Source organism: Shewanella livingstonensis (assembly GCF_003855395.1).
Classification (GTDB): Bacteria; Pseudomonadota; Gammaproteobacteria; order Enterobacterales; family Shewanellaceae; genus Shewanella; species Shewanella livingstonensis.
Window position 1 is genome coordinate 4540622 of sequence record NZ_CP034015.1, and the last position, 19791, is coordinate 4560412.

Genomic DNA, 19791 nt, shown 5'->3' on the forward strand with positions numbered 1-19791 from the left:
ATGATGCCTTAGCGCTTAGTGGTTATGGATATCAAAGCCAGATTTGGCTTGCTCAGATGCTAAGAAAAAAGCACCAGATACAACAACGCGAGTTTGTGGTACTAAACCACGAATAAAACTCAGTCCGCGTTGACGCTCCACCACAGAAACTTCTACTGCACTAAATCCACCATCTTGTTCTATGAACACCTGCCAGTCACCGTCACCACTGCGTGTTAACGCCGCATCTGGCACAATAAACCCAAGCGGCTCTGCCCCTTGATTTGCTGCAAGGTATAATTCCGCAAACTCACCAGCATGTAAGTCATGCCCCGGGTTTGCCATACGCACTAATACTTGCTCAGTGCGGGTTTGCGCGTTAATTTCATGCGAACGTCCAATAATGACACCCTCTCGAGTACGGCTTCCCACTCGCACCAAAACATCGCTGCCCATGTTGACTTGATCTGCTTGTAATGGCGTCAGTTCTGCCTGTACCCACAAATACGATTCATCGGTTAGTTGCATCAAAGGCGTACCGGCAATTAATACTTGTCCTACGGTGGCAACATCTTGCTGAACCCGACCATTTATAGACGCTAATAGCTGAAACTGACCAATCGAACTCGGTGATTTGGCTAACGCTGTAATTTGCGCTGGGGTCATCATGATTGACTCTAAAATAGCCCGCTTTAATTCGGCATTAACTTCGGTTTGCATCCGCTGACTGGCACTAATGGTGCCTGGGCTCATGCGCTTAATGCGATCCCATTCTGTGGCGGCATTAATATAATCAGCTTGGGCAGCTGCAATATCTGCTCCACCTATGGTTAACAGAGGCTGACCTTTAGTTACCTGCTCTCCAGGCACTACATGACGCTTGAGTACCTGCATGTCTAATTGCGGAGCAATGGTAATGGTTTTGTCTTTATCGACGATTAATTGCGCAGTGGCAACAGCCTGTAAACTAAACGTTTGCAGGCTCAATTGTGATACCTCTATCCCCGCCAATTGGCGCTGCTCGGTATTTAAGCTTAACAACGACTCTTGGTGTTCGGCTTCTGCTGGTGAACTACTCGCCTGAACAGGCAAACTCGATAATATAAATAATGGTGCAAATATCGCAGAACAGAGCAACGATCTTCTTCGGTTATTTATCCCTGCTGTTGATTGAACACTAATGGCGACATGGCTCGCGATACAGTTAAAAATGGATTTGGCATTTAATCCTGCCAGTAAAGACAGAAGCGTGACTAATTGGGTTTTCATGGTTAATCCTAAAAAACAATCTACACCGCCAACAGCCACAGAGGACATCAACGGTAATTAGTTTAACCATCACCCTTAACAAGCAACACTAGCGTTAAAATAGCGGGCTAAAAAGCCGTTAATTTACGCAATGTGAGTGGTTCTGGGTGCGGGCTTAAACAATAAAAAAGTGTTTAACAGAATTAAGCGATAGGAGGACGATAAGTAGGAAATGGCTCTGGTGCTAAGTAGTGCAAGCTAACATTGGCATAAGCATCATAAAAATGCTCATAGATGATGTTATCACCAAGCATCGCCAATGCCACATGACCACCATGACACTGACAATCTAAGCATACATCAACTTGCTCAATATCGGTGATATTAGCAGCATGTTGATGGTCATCATTTGCAGAATGAATACCTAAACCGTCTAGTGCGCAAGCGCAGTCGACACATTCGGTAAGGGTAATCACTTCGGTGGTAAATTGCAGATGCGGATGGTTATTTTGCTCTTCGTTACTATTGCCCGCATGCAACTGGTGCGCGCCCATATTGGCGCCCACAAATTGTAATAGCACAATAGCAATCAGTAACTTAGCTATATTAGCCATAAAAGGCAAAACACGATAACTCAACCACCCACTCCTAAACGATATTATTTAAATACACAGTGCTTGGCGTAATCGGCTGCTTCATTGGCAGACCAATCACCACTTTGTTTTTCTTTCATTTGCTTACACCATGCTTCGCTACCCACTTCAGGGGCACATGCCGTTAAGCTAAGCGTTAATAATAACGCACTTGATACGGCAAACAATTTTGATAATGACATAAGTAATCCTGTTCTAAAGTAATAAATCAATACTAGGGTCTGCTGACCTTTGGAGATGAATTTTGCAACAGTTGCTGACAATTTACTACTAGCTAACACTTATGATGTGTCATTTTGATCATAAATAATCGTTTACCTAATAGAAAGGTACCACAACGCAACGTTTAGCACACAGAACGCTTGCTTATCCAGGCAACCGCATCTTGTTTACGCTCTAACGGGAACCAAGCAACTTCGCCTTGCATAAATGGCCCCATCAATCTTACTGAATTACCCACCCAGTCAGGGCCGCCTACAAACACTAACGCATCAAACGCAGGTAACTGTACTTCACCACTGCCGGTTAATGAACCAAATTCCCAGCCTTCAAGTAACACATCAGCCTCAATATAAAGACACACTTGATTCCAATCTTTACGGTAACTCTTAATGGCGGGCTGTAAACGGGTACGGTAATCTTGTGCCGATAAACGGCCACTGACAAATAAACTAATGACACCCTTGGAAATATCGGGGATTTGACACAACATAATGGCAACTCCAGCCTTGTAATCAGGCCATAGAACAGACTTTATACGGTGATGTTATCGTGTAAAGCGACAATGGCGCTCATGATAGCAAAACTATTCTATTCATTTCATTAAATATGTAATAACTCAGAGACCTGTCAGGCTTTTTAGTTCAACGTCCATGCTAAAGTCAATTCACTTATTACACTCCATGTCACAGTAAGACAACCCTGAAAAGCTTCCCAGACTAAGGTAGAATGTAACCACAGCACATAAACATACAGCTAAAAAACAGTAAGCCGAGTTATATGTTTATGGCCATTAATTAAGGGGAACACCACAACCGAATGATACAAATTACTCAACGAGTCATATTGCAAGACAACGAAATTGAATGGCAATTTGTCCGCTCAAGCGGTGCGGGTGGCCAGCATATTAATAAAGTATCAACCGCGGCTCAACTTAGCTTTGATATTGCTTCATCGTCTTTACCCGAGTTTTATCAACAAAAACTGCTTGAAAAAGCCGATCACCGTATTACTAAAAGCGGCAAAGTCATTATTAAATGTCAATTTCCCAGAAACCATCAAAATTATCTTTAAAGTTGTCAATCTATAATCTTAAGAAGTAATCTCACTTTCCAAGATAGCCAACATGTATTGCAACTCCATACTTAAAAATGCCTCAACGAACCGTCAATTTTTGATAATTTATGAAACTCTAACGATTCATTTTTTATCTTAGTAATAGCATAACTATGAATATTTTTATTCATCAAAAACTGTCTGTGTCATTACATATTTGATCACTTACTGTTGCCATCGAAATTACAACAATATTGGTGAAACATTTGAGAATATTGTATTTCGACCATTGCGATATAAAATTAGTTTGCACTATACTGTATTTGTATTGTTGGCAGAGAAAAATAAATTGTTTATAAATCTATTTTTTTTCTCATTAATTTTGAAGCCCCACGTTTGGTCTTACTATCCATTCGTCGACGCTCTGAACCTTTGGTAGGTTTAGTTGCTCTCCTAGATTTTTGCACCACAGTAGCGGATAAAATCAGTTCCTTTAAGCGCTCTAAAGCAGCCTCTTTATTTTGTAACTGAGTCCTGAATTGCTGTGACTTGATAATTACAATCCCTTCTGATGATATTCTACTATCAGAAAGGTTAAGCAGTTTTTCCTTGTAACTTTCGGGTAAAGTGGAGCGTTTTATATCAAAACGAAGATGAATGGCAGTTGCTACTTTATTTACATTTTGCCCACCATTACCTGCTGATCGAATTGCATTCAGTTCAATCTCCCAATCTGCAAGAATTACGGAACTTGAGACTTCTAACATAACATTACCTATTTACAAGTTGTGCCATAACACACAGTTAAAAGAAGAAAGCTTGATAATGTACAAACTTATACTATACAAACAAGATTTTCATTTTTCTTATTCCTCCAATAGTACCATCCTTCGATTTCTAATTATTCTCATTTTGCCTTATATTTCAACTCAGAGGAATGGATGTACTTAGGCCAGAACACTATGCTTCATCAAAAAAATTAGACTTGGTCAACTTAAAACAGAGCAAAAAGCAATGAGATAGCCGCTATTCCTGAGTTGATAAAGATTTTAGATATCAAAGGGGCTTTAGTGACTATCGATGCAATGGCTTGTCAAACAAAGATAGTCAAAACCATTGTGGAACAATGGCGGTGACTATCTGCTTGCCGTTAAAAGTAACCAGGGGAAAATGCGCGAAGCGATAGTAAAAGCCTTCTCTTTCCAGCGAGCCAACAATACAGACAAATCTACAATTGAACACAGTCATTGGCGAAAAGAGTGTCGCCAGTACTATGTTATTGACAGTACAAACTTAATCGGTGACTTTTCAAAGTGAAAAGGGCTAAAAAATATCGTTATGGCTGAAAGTTGCCACCTTGAAAAAGGAAAACCAATCGAGCTTGAGTACCGTTATTACATCAGCTCTAAGGAGCTAAGTGCTGAACAAGCAGCGATAGCAGTTCGAGAACATTGGGGCATAGAATCAATGCACTGGGTGCTTGATGTCAGTATGGGTGAGGATGCATGTCAAATCTACAACGCTCACGGGGCGAAAATCTGTCATGCCTGCGTCATATGAGTTTGAATATGTTACGAGCAGAGTAGACCAAAATAAGCATTGTTGGAAAACAAAAACGATGCATTATGAATACATTAATGCTTGAGGCGGTATTAAAGGCTGGCTTAAGCGCCTAGATTAAAAATTAAGCACTCATGCAATGGTCCAGGAGTTTATCATAGTCTTGATTTAATTAATAAAGATGAAAATATTAGCCAATCAAACGGTAATTAATAGCAAATTTTGGATCAAATGATCAAATGATCAAATGATCAAATGATCAAATGATCAAATGATCAAATAAAACGAATCAATACACGAAAAAATGTCATAGATTGGGGTGGATTTAGCTAAAACCTAAACTAACAGTTACCATTTTTAAATATATTAGTTAGATCAAGTCTTAGCTAAAAAATACTCAATTTTTACAAATCAATTATAGTTGCATACCCAGAAGAACAAGCGAGAATACAGCTAGTATCGGTTGACATAAAAAAGCCAGTACTACTTCCTCCTACCCACCCTCCACCATAGCCAGAAGTACTAGCTAAACTTGACAAAGGATTACATGAGTCAGGATTTGAATCTGAGTTAGGGTCTTCTTCATATACATTTTCGCTATAATCATATCCACCAAGAATCTTTGTTTTATCTCCAGGATTATCTAGATTGATACCGTTAACTGAATCTATAATCCCTTCACCCATTTTACCCAAGTCGCCAACGTCAGCATGTCCAGTATTTCTATAATTTTGATACTGTTGGACGATTGAACCCGCTCTCGTCGCTTGACTTGCTGAATATCCCATACGTTGGGCCGCAGCTCCATAAAACCAATTACCAAATCCTTCAGAAGACATATAATTTGGATTATTTTTTAAATCATATGGTGCACCTGGTCCAAACTGAGCAGCCATATATGATGCTTTAAGCATATTTCTATATGCAACATTTGGAATCCCATCAAATGCTGATTTAGCAGCATCAAATTTATTTAAACTAGCATTTATATCGAAATTAGTTGGTTTACCTGCTGGGGGTTCTTGTGCTTCAGTGCATACTTCTGTCGCGCTTACTTTGCTACTTAACAAGGACAAGAATAAGAATAAGAATAAGAATATATAATTAATGTTCTTCATCACAAATCCCTCGTTTGCAAGTGCCACCTTGATTCCCAGTTGAATTACTTGTATCTACAACATTTTCATTTGAAATAAATACCTGTATGGAATCATTTACATCATTATAAGAAATTTGTAGATTCTTATTAGAGTCCAGATTACTCAAAGGTTTATATACAAAAGCTACATCTCTGTCAGTAGAATTCAATGAGATGATATTGACTCCTTCTCCATTTGAATTACTTTCAGATATATAAGTACTATTACCATTTTTTATATCATAAAGCTTAATATTATTAGTGACCTTATCTTTTGAAAAAGTTACTATATCAATTTGAGTGTTTGGTTGAAGATTATAAAAAGAAAAACAATTAGAGTAACCATAGAACTTACTAAGCTCTATCTCCACAGACTTATTCTTTTCTAATTTTGAACATTCTATTTGAGTTGCGGAGCTAGAAAATGATAGAGAAAAGCAAAATGCTATTACACCTAGTTTGAGTAGATTTTGAAACATAAAAAGTCCCTTTAAGTAAATTGAAACAAAAAACTAACATATTAAGTATTAGATCGTCAAATGTAATGGTTATACAGGGGGCTGAATCTGCACGGCTAGCGATTTTTAATTCCAGACTCCAACAGGGTTGAGCGATAATCATCGTCTAACCCTGCCATTTTCTTTTTCCTCGCGATGCTAGCTGATTTGTATCATCTCGCTTAAGTAAAACCATGGCAATTTTACGCATCACATTAAATACCTGTGGGCCTTGTTGTTTCCGTATTCTCTACTCATATTCACTGAAAGCCATATCTAACATCCAATGCATGCTTTCAACCTGCCAATGACTTCGTACTGCATTGAGCGCTTGCGCTGCATTTTGGGCTAATGAACTGATATACCAACGTGTTTCTATCGTATCTGTACCCGTTGATTTATCATGAACTTGCGATGTAACCTGAATAACACTCCGCAAGCCTGACATCTGTAAGGTTTAGCGAGCCAGTCTTTGTTTATCAATAACTGTTGGCAAGTTCTTGTTTCAATACGTCCATGTCCAGCGTTCATTTCAATGTGCTCATCCATGTTATTTTCATCAAAACCTTCTCGTTGACTTTTATGCCACCAAGCTTCTAATTCATCCTGCATGCCTGAGTGAGTGCCTTTAAGTGCGAAAATATAATCAGCCTTTTGTTTGATAGTTTGTTTCGCAATGCTTTGCTGGCATCCCATTGCAGCAAGCGTGATGATGCTGTTTTCAATATCTAACATCGCGAGTAACTCAGGTATTGCCGTTATTTCATTCGTTTTATTATCAACAGCGGTTTGCCCTAGTACTAATTGGTGCTGGCAACTTCATGCACTCACGGTATGCAATGCCGTTTTTCGGTCTTGTGTAGTAAATGAGCGTCGTGCAGTCACTCCATCAATGGCAATAATATCAGCGCCTGTCGTTTCTATCAGAGGTGAAATTCAAGGCTGAAAGGCTTTTTCTATTTCATTTGATTTTAATCGACAAATAACACGGGCGATGGTGTCATGCTTTGGTATACCACCAGGGAAAGTACCGTATTTTTTAGCCAATCAAGCTTAAGGTGATCAAAGTCCTCAATATCCTCCCCCCCTCGGCCTCAGAGAGTACTGCACAGATAGCGAGTAGAAGAATATCGATGAGTTGATGTTTTTTACAACGTTCAATACGAGGATCTGTAATTGAATTAAAATGTGTCAGAAAAGTCGTGCTCATTGTCATTTACTAAGGAAACTATTATTCCTTAATCAGATAATGAGTTATTCAATGTGAAAAAACACAAGTCAGGAATAAAATCATTACCGCCCCTAAGCCTGCGAGCATACTGTCTAAAAGCATCGGCAGTGCTGAAATGTTTGCCGCTATTGTCACCGCTAAATACGTGGACGCATTACCACTGTATCGCCAGGTTGATATTTTAAACCACTCAGGAATTGATATAAGCAGAGGCACACTCGTAAATTGGTGTCTACAGCTAGATGATAAAGTCCAAGCCATTATCGATGCAATGAAGGATAAGCTTCCTGAGCGAAAACTCATTTGTGCCGATGAAACAACTGTACAATCCCTTCGTGAAGGAGACAGAAAAGCCGAAACTAAGTCGTACATGTAGGTTTACCGCAGTGGTGAATTTACAGAAAACCCTGCGGTTATTTCGACTATCAACCGAATCGTGCAGCCGCCTGTGTAAAGGATTTCCTAACGGGATACTCAGTCTACCTCCTGACCGATGGCTACAGTGCTTACAATGCGCTTGAGCAGGTAACTCAAGCCGCTTGTATGGCACATGCCAGACGTAAATTTACCGATGCACAAAAAATATCCCCCTCAAAAAAAGCAGGCAAACCCGAAAAAGCACTGAGTTATATTGCCAAACTTTACGGCATAGAAAAGCGGGCAAAATACTTAACCGCACAAGCGCGTCAACAGCAAAGAAAGCAACAAGCCGAACCTATCCTTAATGAGTTTTACAATTGGTTAAACAGCCAACATATTTTACCTAAAGGGGCATTAGGTAAAGCCATTAGTTACACCTTAAATCAATGGCCAAAATTACTGACCTATCTTGAAGATGGGGATATCAGTATTGATAATAATGTGACAGAGCGGGATATCCGGCCGTTTACCACAGGGCGAAAAAACTGGATGTTCTCGACGTCGGTGGGGGGGCTAAAGCCAGTGCGAATTTATACAGCCTAGTGATGAACTGCCGTGCCAATGATTTGAATCCCTACTACTATTTCCGTCATCTATTTACGGAATTACCCAAGCGTGCACCATCAGATGAACTGTCTAATTTGCTGCCGTGGAATGATGATTTAGGTGAAGCAGAATAACCTTCACTAGTTAATTGACCGCTTACCAATTAAAGGCTAATCAGGGTTGGGCAATAACATTTATCACAAAAAAATGTTGTCGTTCCCAACAATCAAAATCGAGACAAGACAACAGCTTGGAGTCGATATTTGAGCATTTAAATGCTTAAGGTCCAGTCTATTAGTACGCTATCACTTCATGAATGATTGGAAGTGATTCAGTATTGAAATAATTCATAGTGTTCAAAAAACACACACTAATGCGGTTGCCCTGGCTATGTATATAGTATTACCCTAAGATATCACTATAAAATATTAGCAGAAAAATACTATGAGAAAACTTACTGGGATTGTTTTATTTACCTTGATTGCTATTTATATTATATTTGTTATGTTTACAGATAAACATTTATACATTTATAGTTTTGATAACTACAAAATATTTGATGTGGCATTAAATTTATGTTTATTTATATTTGTATTGATTAGTTTTATTTTATTGAAAGTGAAAGTTAAATCATGGGCTTTTGTTGTCGGTTTTATTTTGGCTTGTTACCACATATCCGATTTCATTTCGTATAGTCATAAATATAAGGCTGTTTATAAAGCAAACGATAATAGCACTATTGTATTAAGAAGCTATAACGCTGGTGCGTTAGGGAGTGGATTGGTTAATGTTGTAGTTTATCAAAAAAACGGGTTGTTATTAGAACCAAAATCTATAGGATCATATGAACACGTTAGAAATGGTGAAATAACAAAGCATGGTGACTGTTGCATAAAAATTTCTATGATAAATTATGATAATGAAAAGTTCGAGGATATAATAATCTTGGATTAAAAACAGAATACTATCCTGTCTCTTGATCAGATCTCATACATAGACTGGACCTTAAGCGTTTAAATGTTCAAATATCGACTCCAAGCTATTGTCTTGTCTCGATTTTGATTGTTGGGCTCGACAACAGTTTTTTGTGATAAATGTTATTGCCCAACCCAGATCAGCCTTTAATTGAGTGATTGATTTACTTGCCAACGATTTCATTACGGGTTCGAACCAACCTTGAGTAGATTTGGCTATTTTAAGCATTGATAAACGCACTTTTTGCCGACTTTGGGCTATGCGCCCGATATAACGCTTGAGCAGTAAGCTCAGTAGACTAGCCCAAATCAATCCCTTGACCAGATATGGCTGACGCGTCACAAATTTCTTCAGGTTATTGTGACTCTTCCACTCTTTGAATAGCAGCTCAATCTGCCAGCGAATGCGGTACAGTTTCATCACGTCTTCACTGCTAAACTCTTCACGCGGCAAATTTGTCAGCCACCATAGGTAACGCTTTTCTTTCTTGTGCCAAAACAAAATCATGCGGCACTCATGTCGTTGCCACTGAACATCAAGATCGAGTACTTGTGTTCGCGCACCGCGCCGCTGTTTCAGGTCTTTTAACTTCAGTCCTGCTAAGGCTTTTACTTCTTTCCCCTTAGAGTGGAGGGCTCGGGTGATCGTTGGATTAATTTGCTTGGTTGCACGCATCAGGTAGAAGCCATTGTTGCGTTCGATATCGGCCATATATTTCAACCCGACATAGCCCGCATCAGCCAACAACAGTTTGTGGGTCATTTGTTCTGCTTCGGGTAAGTAGTCGCGCTCTGAAGCTGTGTCGGCCGAAATCCCCAATTTTATTGGCTGTGCATCTGCCAGAGACATTGTCATGTGACACTCGACACCTGCGGGTGAGTGGCCTTTAAATCGGTTAGGGAATATCTCTGCCAAGTCTGGATGGAGTGCAAAAGAAGATCCGTCTTGTAATAAGACTTGCTCAAAACGCTTAAGCTTTTCTGGTAACGCTAGGCAAAGTTCTTGCTTAAACAATGTCATTGCCCGGCAAGTTACAACCTGCATAAAATCGGCAAACTCGGCTTTTCGCAGCTGGTTGTGAAATGGCTTGTAGGCCACGCCTGCACGGGTATCCATATGGATACCGTTAAAGCTTCGATGCAGATCAGCGATGGCGTCGACTTTTCCATCACCCAGAGCAGAAACCAGACTAGAAACGAGCTCTAAAGGGCGAATATCACGCAGTCGCTTACAAAAACCTTGTTGCTTGGCAGTTTTGTTCAACCAATTTTCATCAAACAGTTGTCTTAGGTGTTGGCTTGCGTCGATAATAGTCATGGCTTTTGGGTTCGTGATTAGTTTGTGTTTGGCGACTTAATCTGATCACACCAAGAGCCTTTTTTCTATCTTTTTTTATGCCTGCGCTAAAGATCCTGTCTATGAGATCTCATAAGCTTTCGCCATCAACAATCATTTCTTTCGCGACTCGATAGCCTACAACATGAGACAGTAATGTACCCCAAACTGCCGATTAGCTTGCGAAGAACCATGATGATAAATCACATAGTTAATAAGTATGGAGGTTGAAAGCATGTTGTTATTATCTGAAGTGATAAATCTTGCAATAAACACTACAGAGCGTATAACTTAACTATCAACGTTTATGGTATAAATCTCATGTTAAACGACTTCAGCTCTATCAAACAAGAAAAGCATGCACGACAAAACAGCTATGCGAAGCGAGTTTTGGCTGGGAATATTTCTTCTGAAAATCGTTGTATTTTGGTCGGCTGCAGAAAGTCTAAAGTCAATTTAGTTGTTCCAAAATCTATCTAAGCATCTATTTTTAAAATGAATTTTAATTATAGAAAATGAGAAAGTTAGTACTTATTCAAACTTGATGCTGCCCAATTAGTTCTCGATAAAAACCATTCTATCATCCAAGCAGTAAAATCGATGAAGGTGGGTAAATCGACCATTGATAAATGGGAAGATTGCTAAAGTTAGAACGTCTGGATTCCCCCCAAAAGCATCTTCCATTACTCCGAAATAAATTGAAATGTGCGAACTGAAAATGCAGATTGCCCTTCTTAATAGCATAACCTGATCCTAAAAACTACAGATCCCCATTGTCAGACTCGATAAAAAATTTATATTAATCAGAGAACACAAGCAGAGCTACCTTGGTCATGTATCTCCAAATTAATATGAAAGAGCATCTTATCAGCCAAGCTAAGTGTATACAAAACAGGGGCAGAACAATTGTAGTATCGTTTTTTTTAGGTAAGCGGTCAATAAACCCCACATACCAATAATACCCGCGCTTTAATATAGTGCCTTTTTCACCGGAGGTACTATGAACCAAGAACAAAAGCGCGCCCATTGGGTATCAATTGTTGAGCAACAAAAACAAAGCCAGCTATCCATTAAGCAATTCTGTACAGACAGCGGCATCAGTTATCAAACCTTCTACTATTGGTCTAAGCGGCTGCGCGCTCCTGACGCCATGCAAACCTTGCACCCCATCGTTGTCGATGAACATGAATATACGCAAGCTCTGTCGGTGAACATTACCTTTACCAACGGTATTCGCGCTGAATTTCCTGCTACGCTGAGCCAAGCTCAAATTAGACACTGGGTTGCTGCATTGCTATGACACCGACCGGTAATGTGTACCTAGTATCAGGTGTCACCGACATGCGAAAGTCGATTGATGGATTATCACTCATCGTCGCGGATACGCTTGAGATGGACCCATTTAGCCAGGCGTGGTTTATTTTCTGCAATCGGGGCCGCGATAAACTCAAAATCCTATTCTGGGACACCAATGGATTTTGGCTTTATTATCGTCGCCTCGAAAAAGGGCATTTTAAGTGGCCGGTGCCTAAATGTGATGACGCAATTCATATCAGTAAGCAGCAATTACATTGGCTATTATCGGGATTAACATTAGATAATCCTAAGGCGCATCGACCCATATTTGGACTTGAAGTGTGACGGCGAATGTTGATCGCAAATTTCTACTTGAACGATCATTTTTCGCTGTCACACTAAGGATATTGATAACCACTTAAGCCCTGAGCCACCTTGACTGACCTACCTGATGACGTAGCACAACTCAAAGCCATGTTGCTGCAACTGCAAGCAAAAGAGCGTGCACAAGCAGAAGAAATTGCTGAGCTTAAAACGACAGTTCAGCTGCTGATTGAGCAACTCAACTTAAGTAAGTCCAAGCGCTTTTCATCACAAAGTGAAAAGGTCGCCAAGGGCACGTTTAACGAAGCTGAGCAGCAACATGCGTTGCCCAAAGTAAACAAGACCAAGGCTAAAACAGGCAGAAAACCTTTACCTGAAGCGCTTGAACGTGAAGTTTATCAGCACGAACTCAGCGCCCCTTGTTGTGAATGTTGCCAAACACCCCTTCATGAATGCGGAAAAGAAGTTAGTGAAGAGCTAAAAATCATTCCACAGAAAGTCAGCGTTATCCGTCATGAGCGTACCAAATACACGTGTCGTCAATGTGAAAAAACACAAGTCAGCAATAAAGTTATTACCGCCCCTAAGCCTGCGAGTATGTTGCCTAAAAGCATGGGCAGTGCTGAAACGTTTGCGGCAATCGTCACGGCTAAATATGTTGATGCATTACCGCTCTATCGCCAGGTTGATATTTTAAATCGCTCCGGTATTGAAATCAGCAGAGGCACACTCGCAAATTGGTGTGTACAACTAGGTGATAAAGTCCAAATTATCATCGATGCAATGAAAGCCAAACTCCTGAATGAAAACCTGATTTGTGCCGATGAAACAACGGTGCAAGTGCTTCGTGAAGAAGACAGAAAGGCCGAAACTAAATCGTACATGTGGGTTTATCGCAGTGGTGAATTTGCAGAAAACCCAGCTGTTATTTACGACTATCAACCGAGTCGTGCAGCTGCCTGTGTAAAGGATTTCTTAACGGGATACTCAGGCTACCTCCTGACAGATGGCTACAGTGCTTACAATACGCTTGAACAGGTCACTCAAGCTGCTTGTATGGCACATGCGAGAAGGAAATTTACCGATGCTCAAAAAGCATCGCCTTCAAAAAAAGCAGGTAAACCCGAAAAAGCGCTCAGTTACATAGCCAAACTTTACGGGATAGAAAAGCAGGCAAAAAACTTAACCTCCCAAGCGCGTCAACAGCTGAGAAAGCAACAAGCCGAACCTATCCTCAATGAATTTTATGCTTGGCTGAACAGCCAACATGTTTTACCTAAAGGGGCATTGGGCAAAGCCATTAGTTACACATTAAATCAGTGGCCTAAATTACGGACCTATCTTGAAGATGGGGATATCAGTATTGATAATAATGTTACAGAGCGAGATATCAGGCCATTTACCACAGGACGAAAAAATTGGATGTTCTCGACGTCGGTGGGTGGCGCTAAAGCCAGTGCGAACTTATACAGCCTGGTGATGACCTGCCGTGCCAATGATTTGAATCCCTACTACTATTTCCGTCATCTATTTACGGAATTACCCAAGCGTGCACCATTAGATGATATGTCTGATTTGCTGCCGTGGAATGTTGATTTAGGTGAAGCAGAATAAGCTTCACCAGTTCATTGACCGCTTACGACCTACTGGTAACGAGTCGACATAAGCCAACATGGTTTCGTGATCATCCATAATATTCGCATTGGATTTAATAATATCGATGACTTCTTCACGAGTAACGGTTTTCTTGCGAGTTGATGTTGTCATCGTAGAGCGAGCAATGAGCGCCATAATGTAGTCATAATCGATTAGTGCAGAGCTAAAGAGTACAAGCTCTAGATCCAATTGTTGCAACTCTTGGGAAATTTCTTCGCTCGACTTTTTCTGCAAAGATTTAAGCTCTATAGCTGTTTCTAAATATGCGCCTTTAAAACCACGTTGTTTGTCAATTGGCATTAAAAGGTTAATGATATTGGCGTCGTCTTCACTTAAATCGGTGTATTGATCGATTTTAGTTTTGAGCTTTTGCACTTTTTTAAAGTGGCTAACAAAGTCGATTTTAGCGGCTTCACCTTTTAAATTTGGTACTTGATCAGGTGTTGCGGTTAAACCATGCTTCACCATAAAGTTTTCTAATTCGTCAACGGCCTCTTTAAACTGCTCAACCACTACTGGAGCAGGGTCAACTAACCAAACATCTTTATTAGCTTCTTCACCACTACCTGAAAATTTTGCTATAGCGGTATCGACGTCGTCTTCCTGTAGGCGGAAGTCTAAAATATTACCGTGTGGTTTAGTGTCGTTTAATACGCGGTTTGTGCGTGAAAATGCTTGAATTAGCCCATGGTATTTTAAGTTTTTATCTACGTATAGAGTATTCAGATATTTAGAGTCAAACCCAGTTAACAACATATCGACGACGATAATGATGTCGATCTTGTCTTTATGCCCACGGGGTAAGTCTGTATCAGGATATTTGTGATCTTTAATGCGTTGTTGAACATCCTGATAATACAAATCAAATTCATTGATAGTGTGGTTGGTTCGATACTGTTTGTTATAGCCGCTGATAATATTGATTAGAGCCGCTTTCTTTTCTTCTGGGTTATTTTTGTTATCTTCTTGTTCTTGTTTTAAGTCATCTTGTAGTTGTTTGATATCTTTAACGTTCTTTGCATTGCCGTCTTTATCTTTTGCCAAAGTTTGCGCTGGTGGCGAAAACACACAGGCGATATTGAGAGGACGATAGTCTTCATCCCTAGCTAATCGTTCCGCTTGCTGTTCTTCAAATAGTTTGATGTATTCAATGGCACTATCAATCTTTGAAGTGGCAAAAATCGAGTTGAAACGACGATAGTCAGTGGCTTGGTCGTGTTTATCTAAAATTGCTTTTACCACGGCCTCTGGTGGCGGGAGTTCTCTTCTAGGTTTTTTCTTTTTTTTGTTATCTGTTTCCTCGTTGCTATCAGTAATCGCTTTAGTTTCTTTACCAAAATAGTCAATATGAAAGCTTAGTACGTTACGGTCGTGAATTGCATTGGTGATGGTGTATTCATGTAATGGTTGTTCAAACACATCTAGCGTGGTTACGTTATAAGCGGTTGTACCATCAATGCGTTTAAAAGATGAGTTTTCATCAAAAATAGGTGTTCCTGTAAAACCAAACAGTTGGTGATTATTGAAGAATGCTTTAATCGCGCCGTGATTTTCACCAAATTGTGAACGGTGACATTCATCAAAAATAAATACCATGCGTTTATCACGTAAGTGCTCTAAACGTTGTTTGTAGGTGAGCTTACCTTTCTCTTGTTGTTGCTTGGCTTTTTCACTTGTTTCGTCTAACGCCAAGCCTAGCTTTTGAATGGTGGTTACTATGACCTTGTCTTTTTTAGAATCAGACAGTAAACGACGCACTAGTGCTTCTGTATTAGTATTTTCTTCAACACACTTGTCTTGGAACTTATTAAATTCTTCACGTGTTTGACGGTCGAGATCTTTTCTGTCTACAACGAATACAACTTTGTGAATATCCTCATTGTCTTTTAACAGAGTTGAGGCTTTAAACGAAGTTAAGGTTTTACCGCTGCATGTTGTATGCCAAATATATCCATTGCCTAGATTGTCGTTAATACTCTCGACAATAGCTTTTACTGCATAGATTTGATACGGACGCATGATCATCAATTTTTGTTCTGACTGCACTAAGACCATGTAGCGTCCAATCATTTGGCCTAGGGTACATTTAGCTAAGAAACTATCAGCAAAATCTTTCAAGTTGTGAATTTTTGTGTTGTCTTTATCTGCTAATTGATAAATCGGCAAAAAGCGTTCATCGGCATTAAAAGTAAAATGCTGGTTTTGATTATTAGCAAAGTAATATGTCCTATTCTCATTACTAACAATAAATAGCTGCATAAAACACATTAAGCTATTTGTGTAACCATTACCCGGGTCGTTTTTGTAGTTAACGATTTGCTCCATGGCTCGTCGGGTAACAATTTGATGAGACTTTAGCTCTATTTGTACGACAGGTAAGCCATTCATTAGTATTATCACGTCGTACCGATGGTGGCTGTTCTTGGTATTGATGCGTAATTGATTGATAACTTCAAAATCGTTTTTACACCAGTCTTTATTATTGACTAGCGTGTAATCCATTGGGGTGCCATCTTCACGTTCAAAAGCTTGACGCTCACGTAGCCGTTTTGCCGAAGTAAAGACATCACTGGTAATAATTTCGTTTTTAAGTCGTTCAAATTCAGAGTCGGTTAAAGTGACTAAGTTATGGCGTTCGAACTTATTACGGAAGTTTTGCTCTAGAGAGGCTTTGTCTCGGATATCAGGGCGATATGTGTATTTAAGATCTTGAAGCTTAGAAATTAAAGCTTCTTCAATTTGTTGTTCTTTAGTCATATTACTGTCCTGAAGACTTTAAACTGTCAATTTTACAGCTCGAAGCTGAAATATTATTTCGCTATATAGTCCTATTTTTAAAATAGAATTTAGGTACTGATCTTAAGCCATTTATTTTACCATCCGATGCATAACGAAGCATCCATATGAGGTCGTTGCATTCATCAAAAGCGAGACACAGCTCTTGCATTTTCCTATTGAAAACATAGAAAACGTCTCTTTTCATTCTAACAGTCTTCATAACCGTCTAAATAACAATTTAAATTTGCGTTTTCTAAAGTCTAAAAGCCGGCGTTTTTCATGACAATAGCATGCCCTGTTATAAACGGGACAGTTCAGCTAGTTTCTATCATTATCTTAAATAGATTTTCAAATTCAGTTTTTTTTCTGGTTATACTCTTGAACCAAGCGTTCGCTTTTTAACCAATTTACTTGTCGGTAATCAGGTATATAACTATACAGTGTGAGTTCGTTATTCCCTAGAACCCTAAATCTTGATTTGATGACTTGTGCTAATGCATTTTATTCCAATGTCTTTTCACTGTAGCAATCCCCCAGGGCAACCGCATGAGTGCTTACTTTTTAAACTCTATGTTTGACCTGCAAGCAAAAGAACTAGAAACCATCCTAACTATGAAGATTTATCGAACTACGGAAGTTTATTAAATGACCTTCTTTTGTTCGCAAAACGTTCGCGATCTCGCCCTGAGCAATCCCCAAACCTAATGCTTATGATGCTTTAGACTGCGATAAGCCTCCCGTCTTTTTAACTTGTACAGAAGCGGTGGTGTTATATGAGCGGCTGGCCTTCCAGCTTTTTACCTTCGGCTTTAGCTCGCTCAAGGCCTTCTTTTGTTCGCTCTCTGATACGGTTTCGCTCAAACTCTGCATGTAGTGTCTACAAAACTGGGGAAAGATCACTCTTCATAATTAGAGCAATTATAAATAGAAAAATTTCTAATACAAAGTTCCCTACTTACTTTCATTTAGAGATTGCGCAATATCTCTTTCAAATGCAGATAATGATTGTTCTATTAGAAGTAGCCCCTCAGTCATAGTTACTTCTCTACCTTCCAATTGTTGCCTAATAAGCTGAACTTGTCGTTTTACTATTTTCACTGAATCATTTAATTGAACCGCGTTATACGTTTTACTGTACCCATTCAAATCAGCAAAGACTAAGTTAATATATCTATCAAGCGATTTTGGGTTTTTCTGTCCTACCCATTGTTGTAACTGCATCTTAAAACGCTCAGTGTGCAGTAAGAACTCACGAAACTTATCTGCTGAATTGATTTCCTTGTGCTGCAAAATGATTTCTTTAAGCTTGTTTGTAATGAACGCATGCCTATATAAGTGAGGATGTAGTTCTCCCTCTATACCTAATAGTCCCTTCCATATGTTCATATATTTTGTCAGTGTTGCACTCTGAAGCATATGCCCTGTAGTCAACGAGATGAACAAATAACCATGGTCATTAGATTGACCTATGGTGCGTTTGATGATTTTACTACGCACCTTATTAATATATTGTTGAATGTCTACTAGTAGTGCTCGTGTAACAGGGATACTTCGAGTGACATCATGATCCCTCTGTTTTAAAGTTGTTAATCTTAAGTGCGGGTTTGTGCCTGAATTAAGAGAGTCTTCAATATCTTTCATCTTGATTAAGTGTATCTCGGTGATACGGGCACCAAGTTGCTCTAGACACTGGTACAAGGCTATGTCACGAAGCCGCTTTTCTCGGTTTGTTTGAGTTTTAATATAGTCCCAAAGCTTGAGTGCGCTCTCTTCACTAACTGGAAATCTACGCTTAACGGCATCCTTAGTTGGGACACTGGCATGACTAATAACTTCAACTTCCCTTTTGTGCTTAGAACCTTCGATTTGGATTTTATATATTTTAATCTTAACTCGTAATATATTTTCATTCCCCTCGCCAATGAAGTTATTAAGATCATGACAATTCTGTACAAAACTTAAAAAATCAAGGCATCTATGTGCTATCTGAACGACATGATTGTTACTACGAGCAAGCTCACCAAACTTATCTCTTTCTGCTTGTAAACCATTGACAAAAAGTGTGAAAGTCGAGTCCGTAAGTTGGCTGAAATTCATTTTGTTTTGGTAGCAAAAGCGCACTAAATGATGAATATGCGTTGCGTAAGTTCTTAATGTCCCCCCCTTAACACGCCGGGACATAACAGAAACTAACAGCCTGAGCATATACATATTTGCCTCGAAGCAAGGAATCCCATTATCGTAAGTAATAAAAGGGGTGTCACTAGCATCAACCATTTTCAACTTTTGGTCGAGCGGAGAATAGAAATCCCAACGCTCAAATGCTTTCAAAAGAGTTACTGACACTTCACGCACCGCCGCTATTCTGCGTGTAACTGAGCTTGGCTTCAATCTTGCTGTTCATTTCTTGGTATGTGATCTTTCTTTGCTTAACACTATCACTTGAATAAGCCATTTGCCTCAACTCACGACGTAATTCACAAATCAAGGTTGATAATAGAAAGTGGCTCTTTTGCATTGTGCCTAACTTCAACTCTAATTCATCAACTTTATTTTTCAATCCCGTTCGAGTAGACTTTATTGCCTTATATCCAATTACAACGGTCTCAATTGCATCCTTAGCATTAACTCGTAACTCGTCCAACTCTAGAAAGCCTCGATCTAACAGTGACTCGGATGCACTTTTAAGAGTGTTCAGCGAGCAAGGGGTAATATTTCTTTCATTATCACTGAACTTGGCTAATCCATTTTGTGATTTCAGAGCCAGTACTAGCTTTTCAATACCTTTAAAATCTGAAGGAGCTGTAATTATTTCAAGTAACAATGACTTTGTTGCAATGATTTTTTTTTGGTTTACTTCAAACGATTTCATTGTTAAAC

Annotated in this window: 16 protein-coding genes and 5 pseudogenes; 8 read left to right on the forward strand and 13 right to left on the reverse strand. The window is 39.4% G+C overall.

The window, feature by feature from the left end; translation table 11 throughout:
• Window positions 1–15: 15 nt before the first annotated feature.
• The 4 genes from EGC82_RS19795 to EGC82_RS19810 all read right to left on the reverse strand — a co-directional run bounded on the left by EGC82_RS19795 (window position 16) and on the right by EGC82_RS19810 (window position 2592).
• Complete coding sequence (locus EGC82_RS19795) at window positions 16–1248, reverse strand: efflux RND transporter periplasmic adaptor subunit (RefSeq protein ID WP_244212499.1); 1233 nt, start codon at window positions 1246–1248, stop codon at window positions 16–18.
• 182 nt (window positions 1249–1430) lie between these two features.
• A complete protein-coding gene (locus tag EGC82_RS19800; protein WP_124732720.1) occupies window positions 1431–1841 on the reverse strand; it encodes a hypothetical protein in 411 nt (136 codons plus the stop codon).
• A gap of 44 nt (window positions 1842–1885) precedes the next feature.
• Window positions 1886–2062 carry a DUF3012 domain-containing protein gene (locus tag EGC82_RS19805; RefSeq protein ID WP_124732275.1) on the reverse strand — a complete coding sequence of 59 codons (177 nt, stop codon included), beginning with the start codon at window positions 2060–2062 and terminating at the stop codon, window positions 1886–1888.
• A gap of 164 nt (window positions 2063–2226) precedes the next feature.
• A complete protein-coding gene (locus EGC82_RS19810) occupies window positions 2227–2592 on the reverse strand; it encodes a SpoIIAA family protein (protein WP_124732276.1) in 366 nt (121 codons plus the stop codon).
• Window positions 2593–2918: 326 nt separating this feature from the next.
• Here EGC82_RS19810 and arfB (EGC82_RS19815) point away from each other — a divergent pair.
• Window positions 2919–3155 (forward strand): annotated as a pseudogene (gene arfB / locus EGC82_RS19815) (alternative ribosome rescue aminoacyl-tRNA hydrolase ArfB); the annotation flags it as partial.
• A 353-nt stretch (window positions 3156–3508) separates the two neighbouring features.
• On the opposite strand, the gene arfB (EGC82_RS19820) reads toward arfB (EGC82_RS19815), so the two are convergent.
• Window positions 3509–3922 carry an alternative ribosome rescue aminoacyl-tRNA hydrolase ArfB gene (gene arfB / locus EGC82_RS19820; protein ID WP_124732277.1) on the reverse strand — a complete coding sequence of 138 codons (414 nt, stop codon included), beginning with the start codon at window positions 3920–3922 and terminating at the stop codon, window positions 3509–3511.
• A 194-nt stretch (window positions 3923–4116) separates the two neighbouring features.
• On the opposite strand from arfB (EGC82_RS19820), the pseudogene EGC82_RS19825 reads away from it, so the two are divergent.
• A pseudogene (locus EGC82_RS19825) lies at window positions 4117–4831 on the forward strand (ISAs1 family transposase); the annotation flags it as partial.
• Window positions 4832–5119: 288 nt separating this feature from the next.
• Here the strand turns inward: EGC82_RS19825 and EGC82_RS19830 are convergent.
• The 3 genes and pseudogenes from EGC82_RS19830 to EGC82_RS19840 form a co-directional block, all read right to left on the reverse strand.
• The gene (locus EGC82_RS19830) at window positions 5120–5833 is read right to left on the reverse strand and encodes a polymorphic toxin type 44 domain-containing protein (protein ID WP_124732278.1); all 714 of its coding nucleotides are present in this window, start codon (window positions 5831–5833) and stop codon (window positions 5120–5122) included.
• Window positions 5820–6332: a hypothetical protein gene (locus EGC82_RS19835; protein ID WP_124732279.1), complete on the reverse strand. Its 513-nt coding sequence runs from the start codon at window positions 6330–6332 to the stop codon at window positions 5820–5822. The genes EGC82_RS19830 and EGC82_RS19835 overlap by 14 nt, the downstream gene beginning before the upstream one ends.
• Window positions 6333–6427: 95 nt before the next feature.
• Window positions 6428–7560: pseudogene (locus tag EGC82_RS19840) on the reverse strand (ISAs1 family transposase).
• Between the two features lie 49 nt (window positions 7561–7609).
• On the opposite strand from EGC82_RS19840, the pseudogene tnpC (EGC82_RS19845) reads away from it, so the two are divergent.
• Together tnpC (EGC82_RS19845) and EGC82_RS19850 are read left to right on the forward strand one after the other, a co-directional pair.
• Window positions 7610–8681, forward strand: a pseudogene (gene tnpC / locus EGC82_RS19845) (IS66 family transposase); the annotation flags it as partial.
• A 310-nt stretch (window positions 8682–8991) separates the two neighbouring features.
• The gene (locus tag EGC82_RS19850) at window positions 8992–9501 is read left to right on the forward strand and encodes a hypothetical protein (protein ID WP_124732280.1); all 510 of its coding nucleotides are present in this window, start codon (window positions 8992–8994) and stop codon (window positions 9499–9501) included.
• Between the two features lie 51 nt (window positions 9502–9552).
• Here EGC82_RS19850 and EGC82_RS19855 read toward each other — a convergent pair whose 3' ends face one another.
• Window positions 9553–10839, reverse strand: a complete 1287-nt coding sequence (locus EGC82_RS19855; RefSeq protein ID WP_124732281.1) for an IS4 family transposase — start codon at window positions 10837–10839, stop codon at window positions 9553–9555.
• 552 nt (window positions 10840–11391) lie between these two features.
• Here EGC82_RS19855 and EGC82_RS21880 point away from each other — a divergent pair.
• The 4 genes and pseudogenes from EGC82_RS21880 to tnpC (EGC82_RS19870) all read left to right on the forward strand — a co-directional run.
• Window positions 11392–11683 (forward strand): annotated as a pseudogene (locus EGC82_RS21880) (IS3 family transposase); the annotation flags it as partial.
• Between the two features lie 174 nt (window positions 11684–11857).
• Window positions 11858–12157, forward strand: coding sequence for an IS66 family insertion sequence element accessory protein TnpA (tnpA, locus tag EGC82_RS19860; protein WP_124732282.1), 300 nt, complete (start codon window positions 11858–11860; stop codon window positions 12155–12157).
• Window positions 12154–12498, forward strand: a complete 345-nt coding sequence (tnpB, locus tag EGC82_RS19865) for an IS66 family insertion sequence element accessory protein TnpB (RefSeq protein WP_124732283.1) — start codon at window positions 12154–12156, stop codon at window positions 12496–12498. Before tnpA ends, tnpB begins: the two co-directional genes overlap by 4 nt.
• A 90-nt stretch (window positions 12499–12588) precedes the next feature.
• Window positions 12589–14091, forward strand: coding sequence for an IS66 family transposase (gene tnpC / locus EGC82_RS19870; RefSeq protein WP_124732284.1), 1503 nt, complete (start codon window positions 12589–12591; stop codon window positions 14089–14091).
• A gap of 3 nt (window positions 14092–14094) precedes the next feature.
• Here tnpC (EGC82_RS19870) and EGC82_RS19875 read toward each other — a convergent pair whose 3' ends face one another.
• From EGC82_RS19875 to EGC82_RS19890, 4 genes are all read right to left on the reverse strand, one after another.
• On the reverse strand, window positions 14095–16890 hold the full coding sequence (locus tag EGC82_RS19875) for a type I restriction endonuclease subunit R (protein WP_124732285.1): 2796 nt from the start codon (window positions 16888–16890) through the stop codon (window positions 14095–14097).
• A 790-nt stretch (window positions 16891–17680) separates the two neighbouring features.
• Window positions 17681–17758 carry a hypothetical protein gene (locus EGC82_RS21820; protein ID WP_341867787.1) on the reverse strand — a complete coding sequence of 26 codons (78 nt, stop codon included), beginning with the start codon at window positions 17756–17758 and terminating at the stop codon, window positions 17681–17683.
• 104 nt (window positions 17759–17862) lie between these two features.
• Window positions 17863–19257: a site-specific integrase gene (locus EGC82_RS19885; protein WP_124732286.1), complete on the reverse strand. Its 1395-nt coding sequence runs from the start codon at window positions 19255–19257 to the stop codon at window positions 17863–17865.
• 1 nt (window position 19258) lies between these two features.
• Window positions 19259–19783, reverse strand: a complete 525-nt coding sequence (locus EGC82_RS19890; RefSeq protein ID WP_124732287.1) for a hypothetical protein — start codon at window positions 19781–19783, stop codon at window positions 19259–19261.
• Between the last annotated feature and the right edge of the window lie 8 nt (window positions 19784–19791).

What these genes read in the sequence shown, in the direction of transcription:
- EGC82_RS19795 (WP_244212499.1), bottom strand. Translation starts at nt 1,248, where the DNA reads ATGAAAACCCAATTAGTCACGCTTCTGTCTTTACTGGCAGGATTAAAT.
- EGC82_RS19800 (WP_124732720.1), bottom strand. Translation starts at nt 1,841, where the DNA reads ATGGCTAATATAGCTAAGTTACTGATTGCTATTGTGCTATTACAATTT.
- EGC82_RS19805 (WP_124732275.1), bottom strand. Translation starts at nt 2,062, where the DNA reads ATGTCATTATCAAAATTGTTTGCCGTATCAAGTGCGTTATTATTAACG.
- EGC82_RS19810 (WP_124732276.1), bottom strand. Translation starts at nt 2,592, where the DNA reads ATGTTGTGTCAAATCCCCGATATTTCCAAGGGTGTCATTAGTTTATTT.
- arfB (WP_124732277.1), bottom strand. Translation starts at nt 3,922, where the DNA reads ATGTTAGAAGTCTCAAGTTCCGTAATTCTTGCAGATTGGGAGATTGAA.
- EGC82_RS19830 (WP_124732278.1), bottom strand. Translation starts at nt 5,833, where the DNA reads ATGAAGAACATTAATTATATATTCTTATTCTTATTCTTATTCTTGTCC.
- EGC82_RS19835 (WP_124732279.1), bottom strand. Translation starts at nt 6,332, where the DNA reads ATGTTTCAAAATCTACTCAAACTAGGTGTAATAGCATTTTGCTTTTCT.
- EGC82_RS19850 (WP_124732280.1), top strand. Translation starts at nt 8,992, where the DNA reads ATGAGAAAACTTACTGGGATTGTTTTATTTACCTTGATTGCTATTTAT.
- EGC82_RS19855 (WP_124732281.1), bottom strand. Translation starts at nt 10,839, where the DNA reads ATGACTATTATCGACGCAAGCCAACACCTAAGACAACTGTTTGATGAA.
- tnpA (WP_124732282.1), top strand. Translation starts at nt 11,858, where the DNA reads ATGAACCAAGAACAAAAGCGCGCCCATTGGGTATCAATTGTTGAGCAA.
- tnpB (WP_124732283.1), top strand. Translation starts at nt 12,154, where the DNA reads ATGACACCGACCGGTAATGTGTACCTAGTATCAGGTGTCACCGACATG.
- EGC82_RS19875 (WP_124732285.1), bottom strand. Translation starts at nt 16,890, where the DNA reads ATGACTAAAGAACAACAAATTGAAGAAGCTTTAATTTCTAAGCTTCAA.
- EGC82_RS19890 (WP_124732287.1), bottom strand. Translation starts at nt 19,783, where the DNA reads ATGAAATCGTTTGAAGTAAACCAAAAAAAAATCATTGCAACAAAGTCA.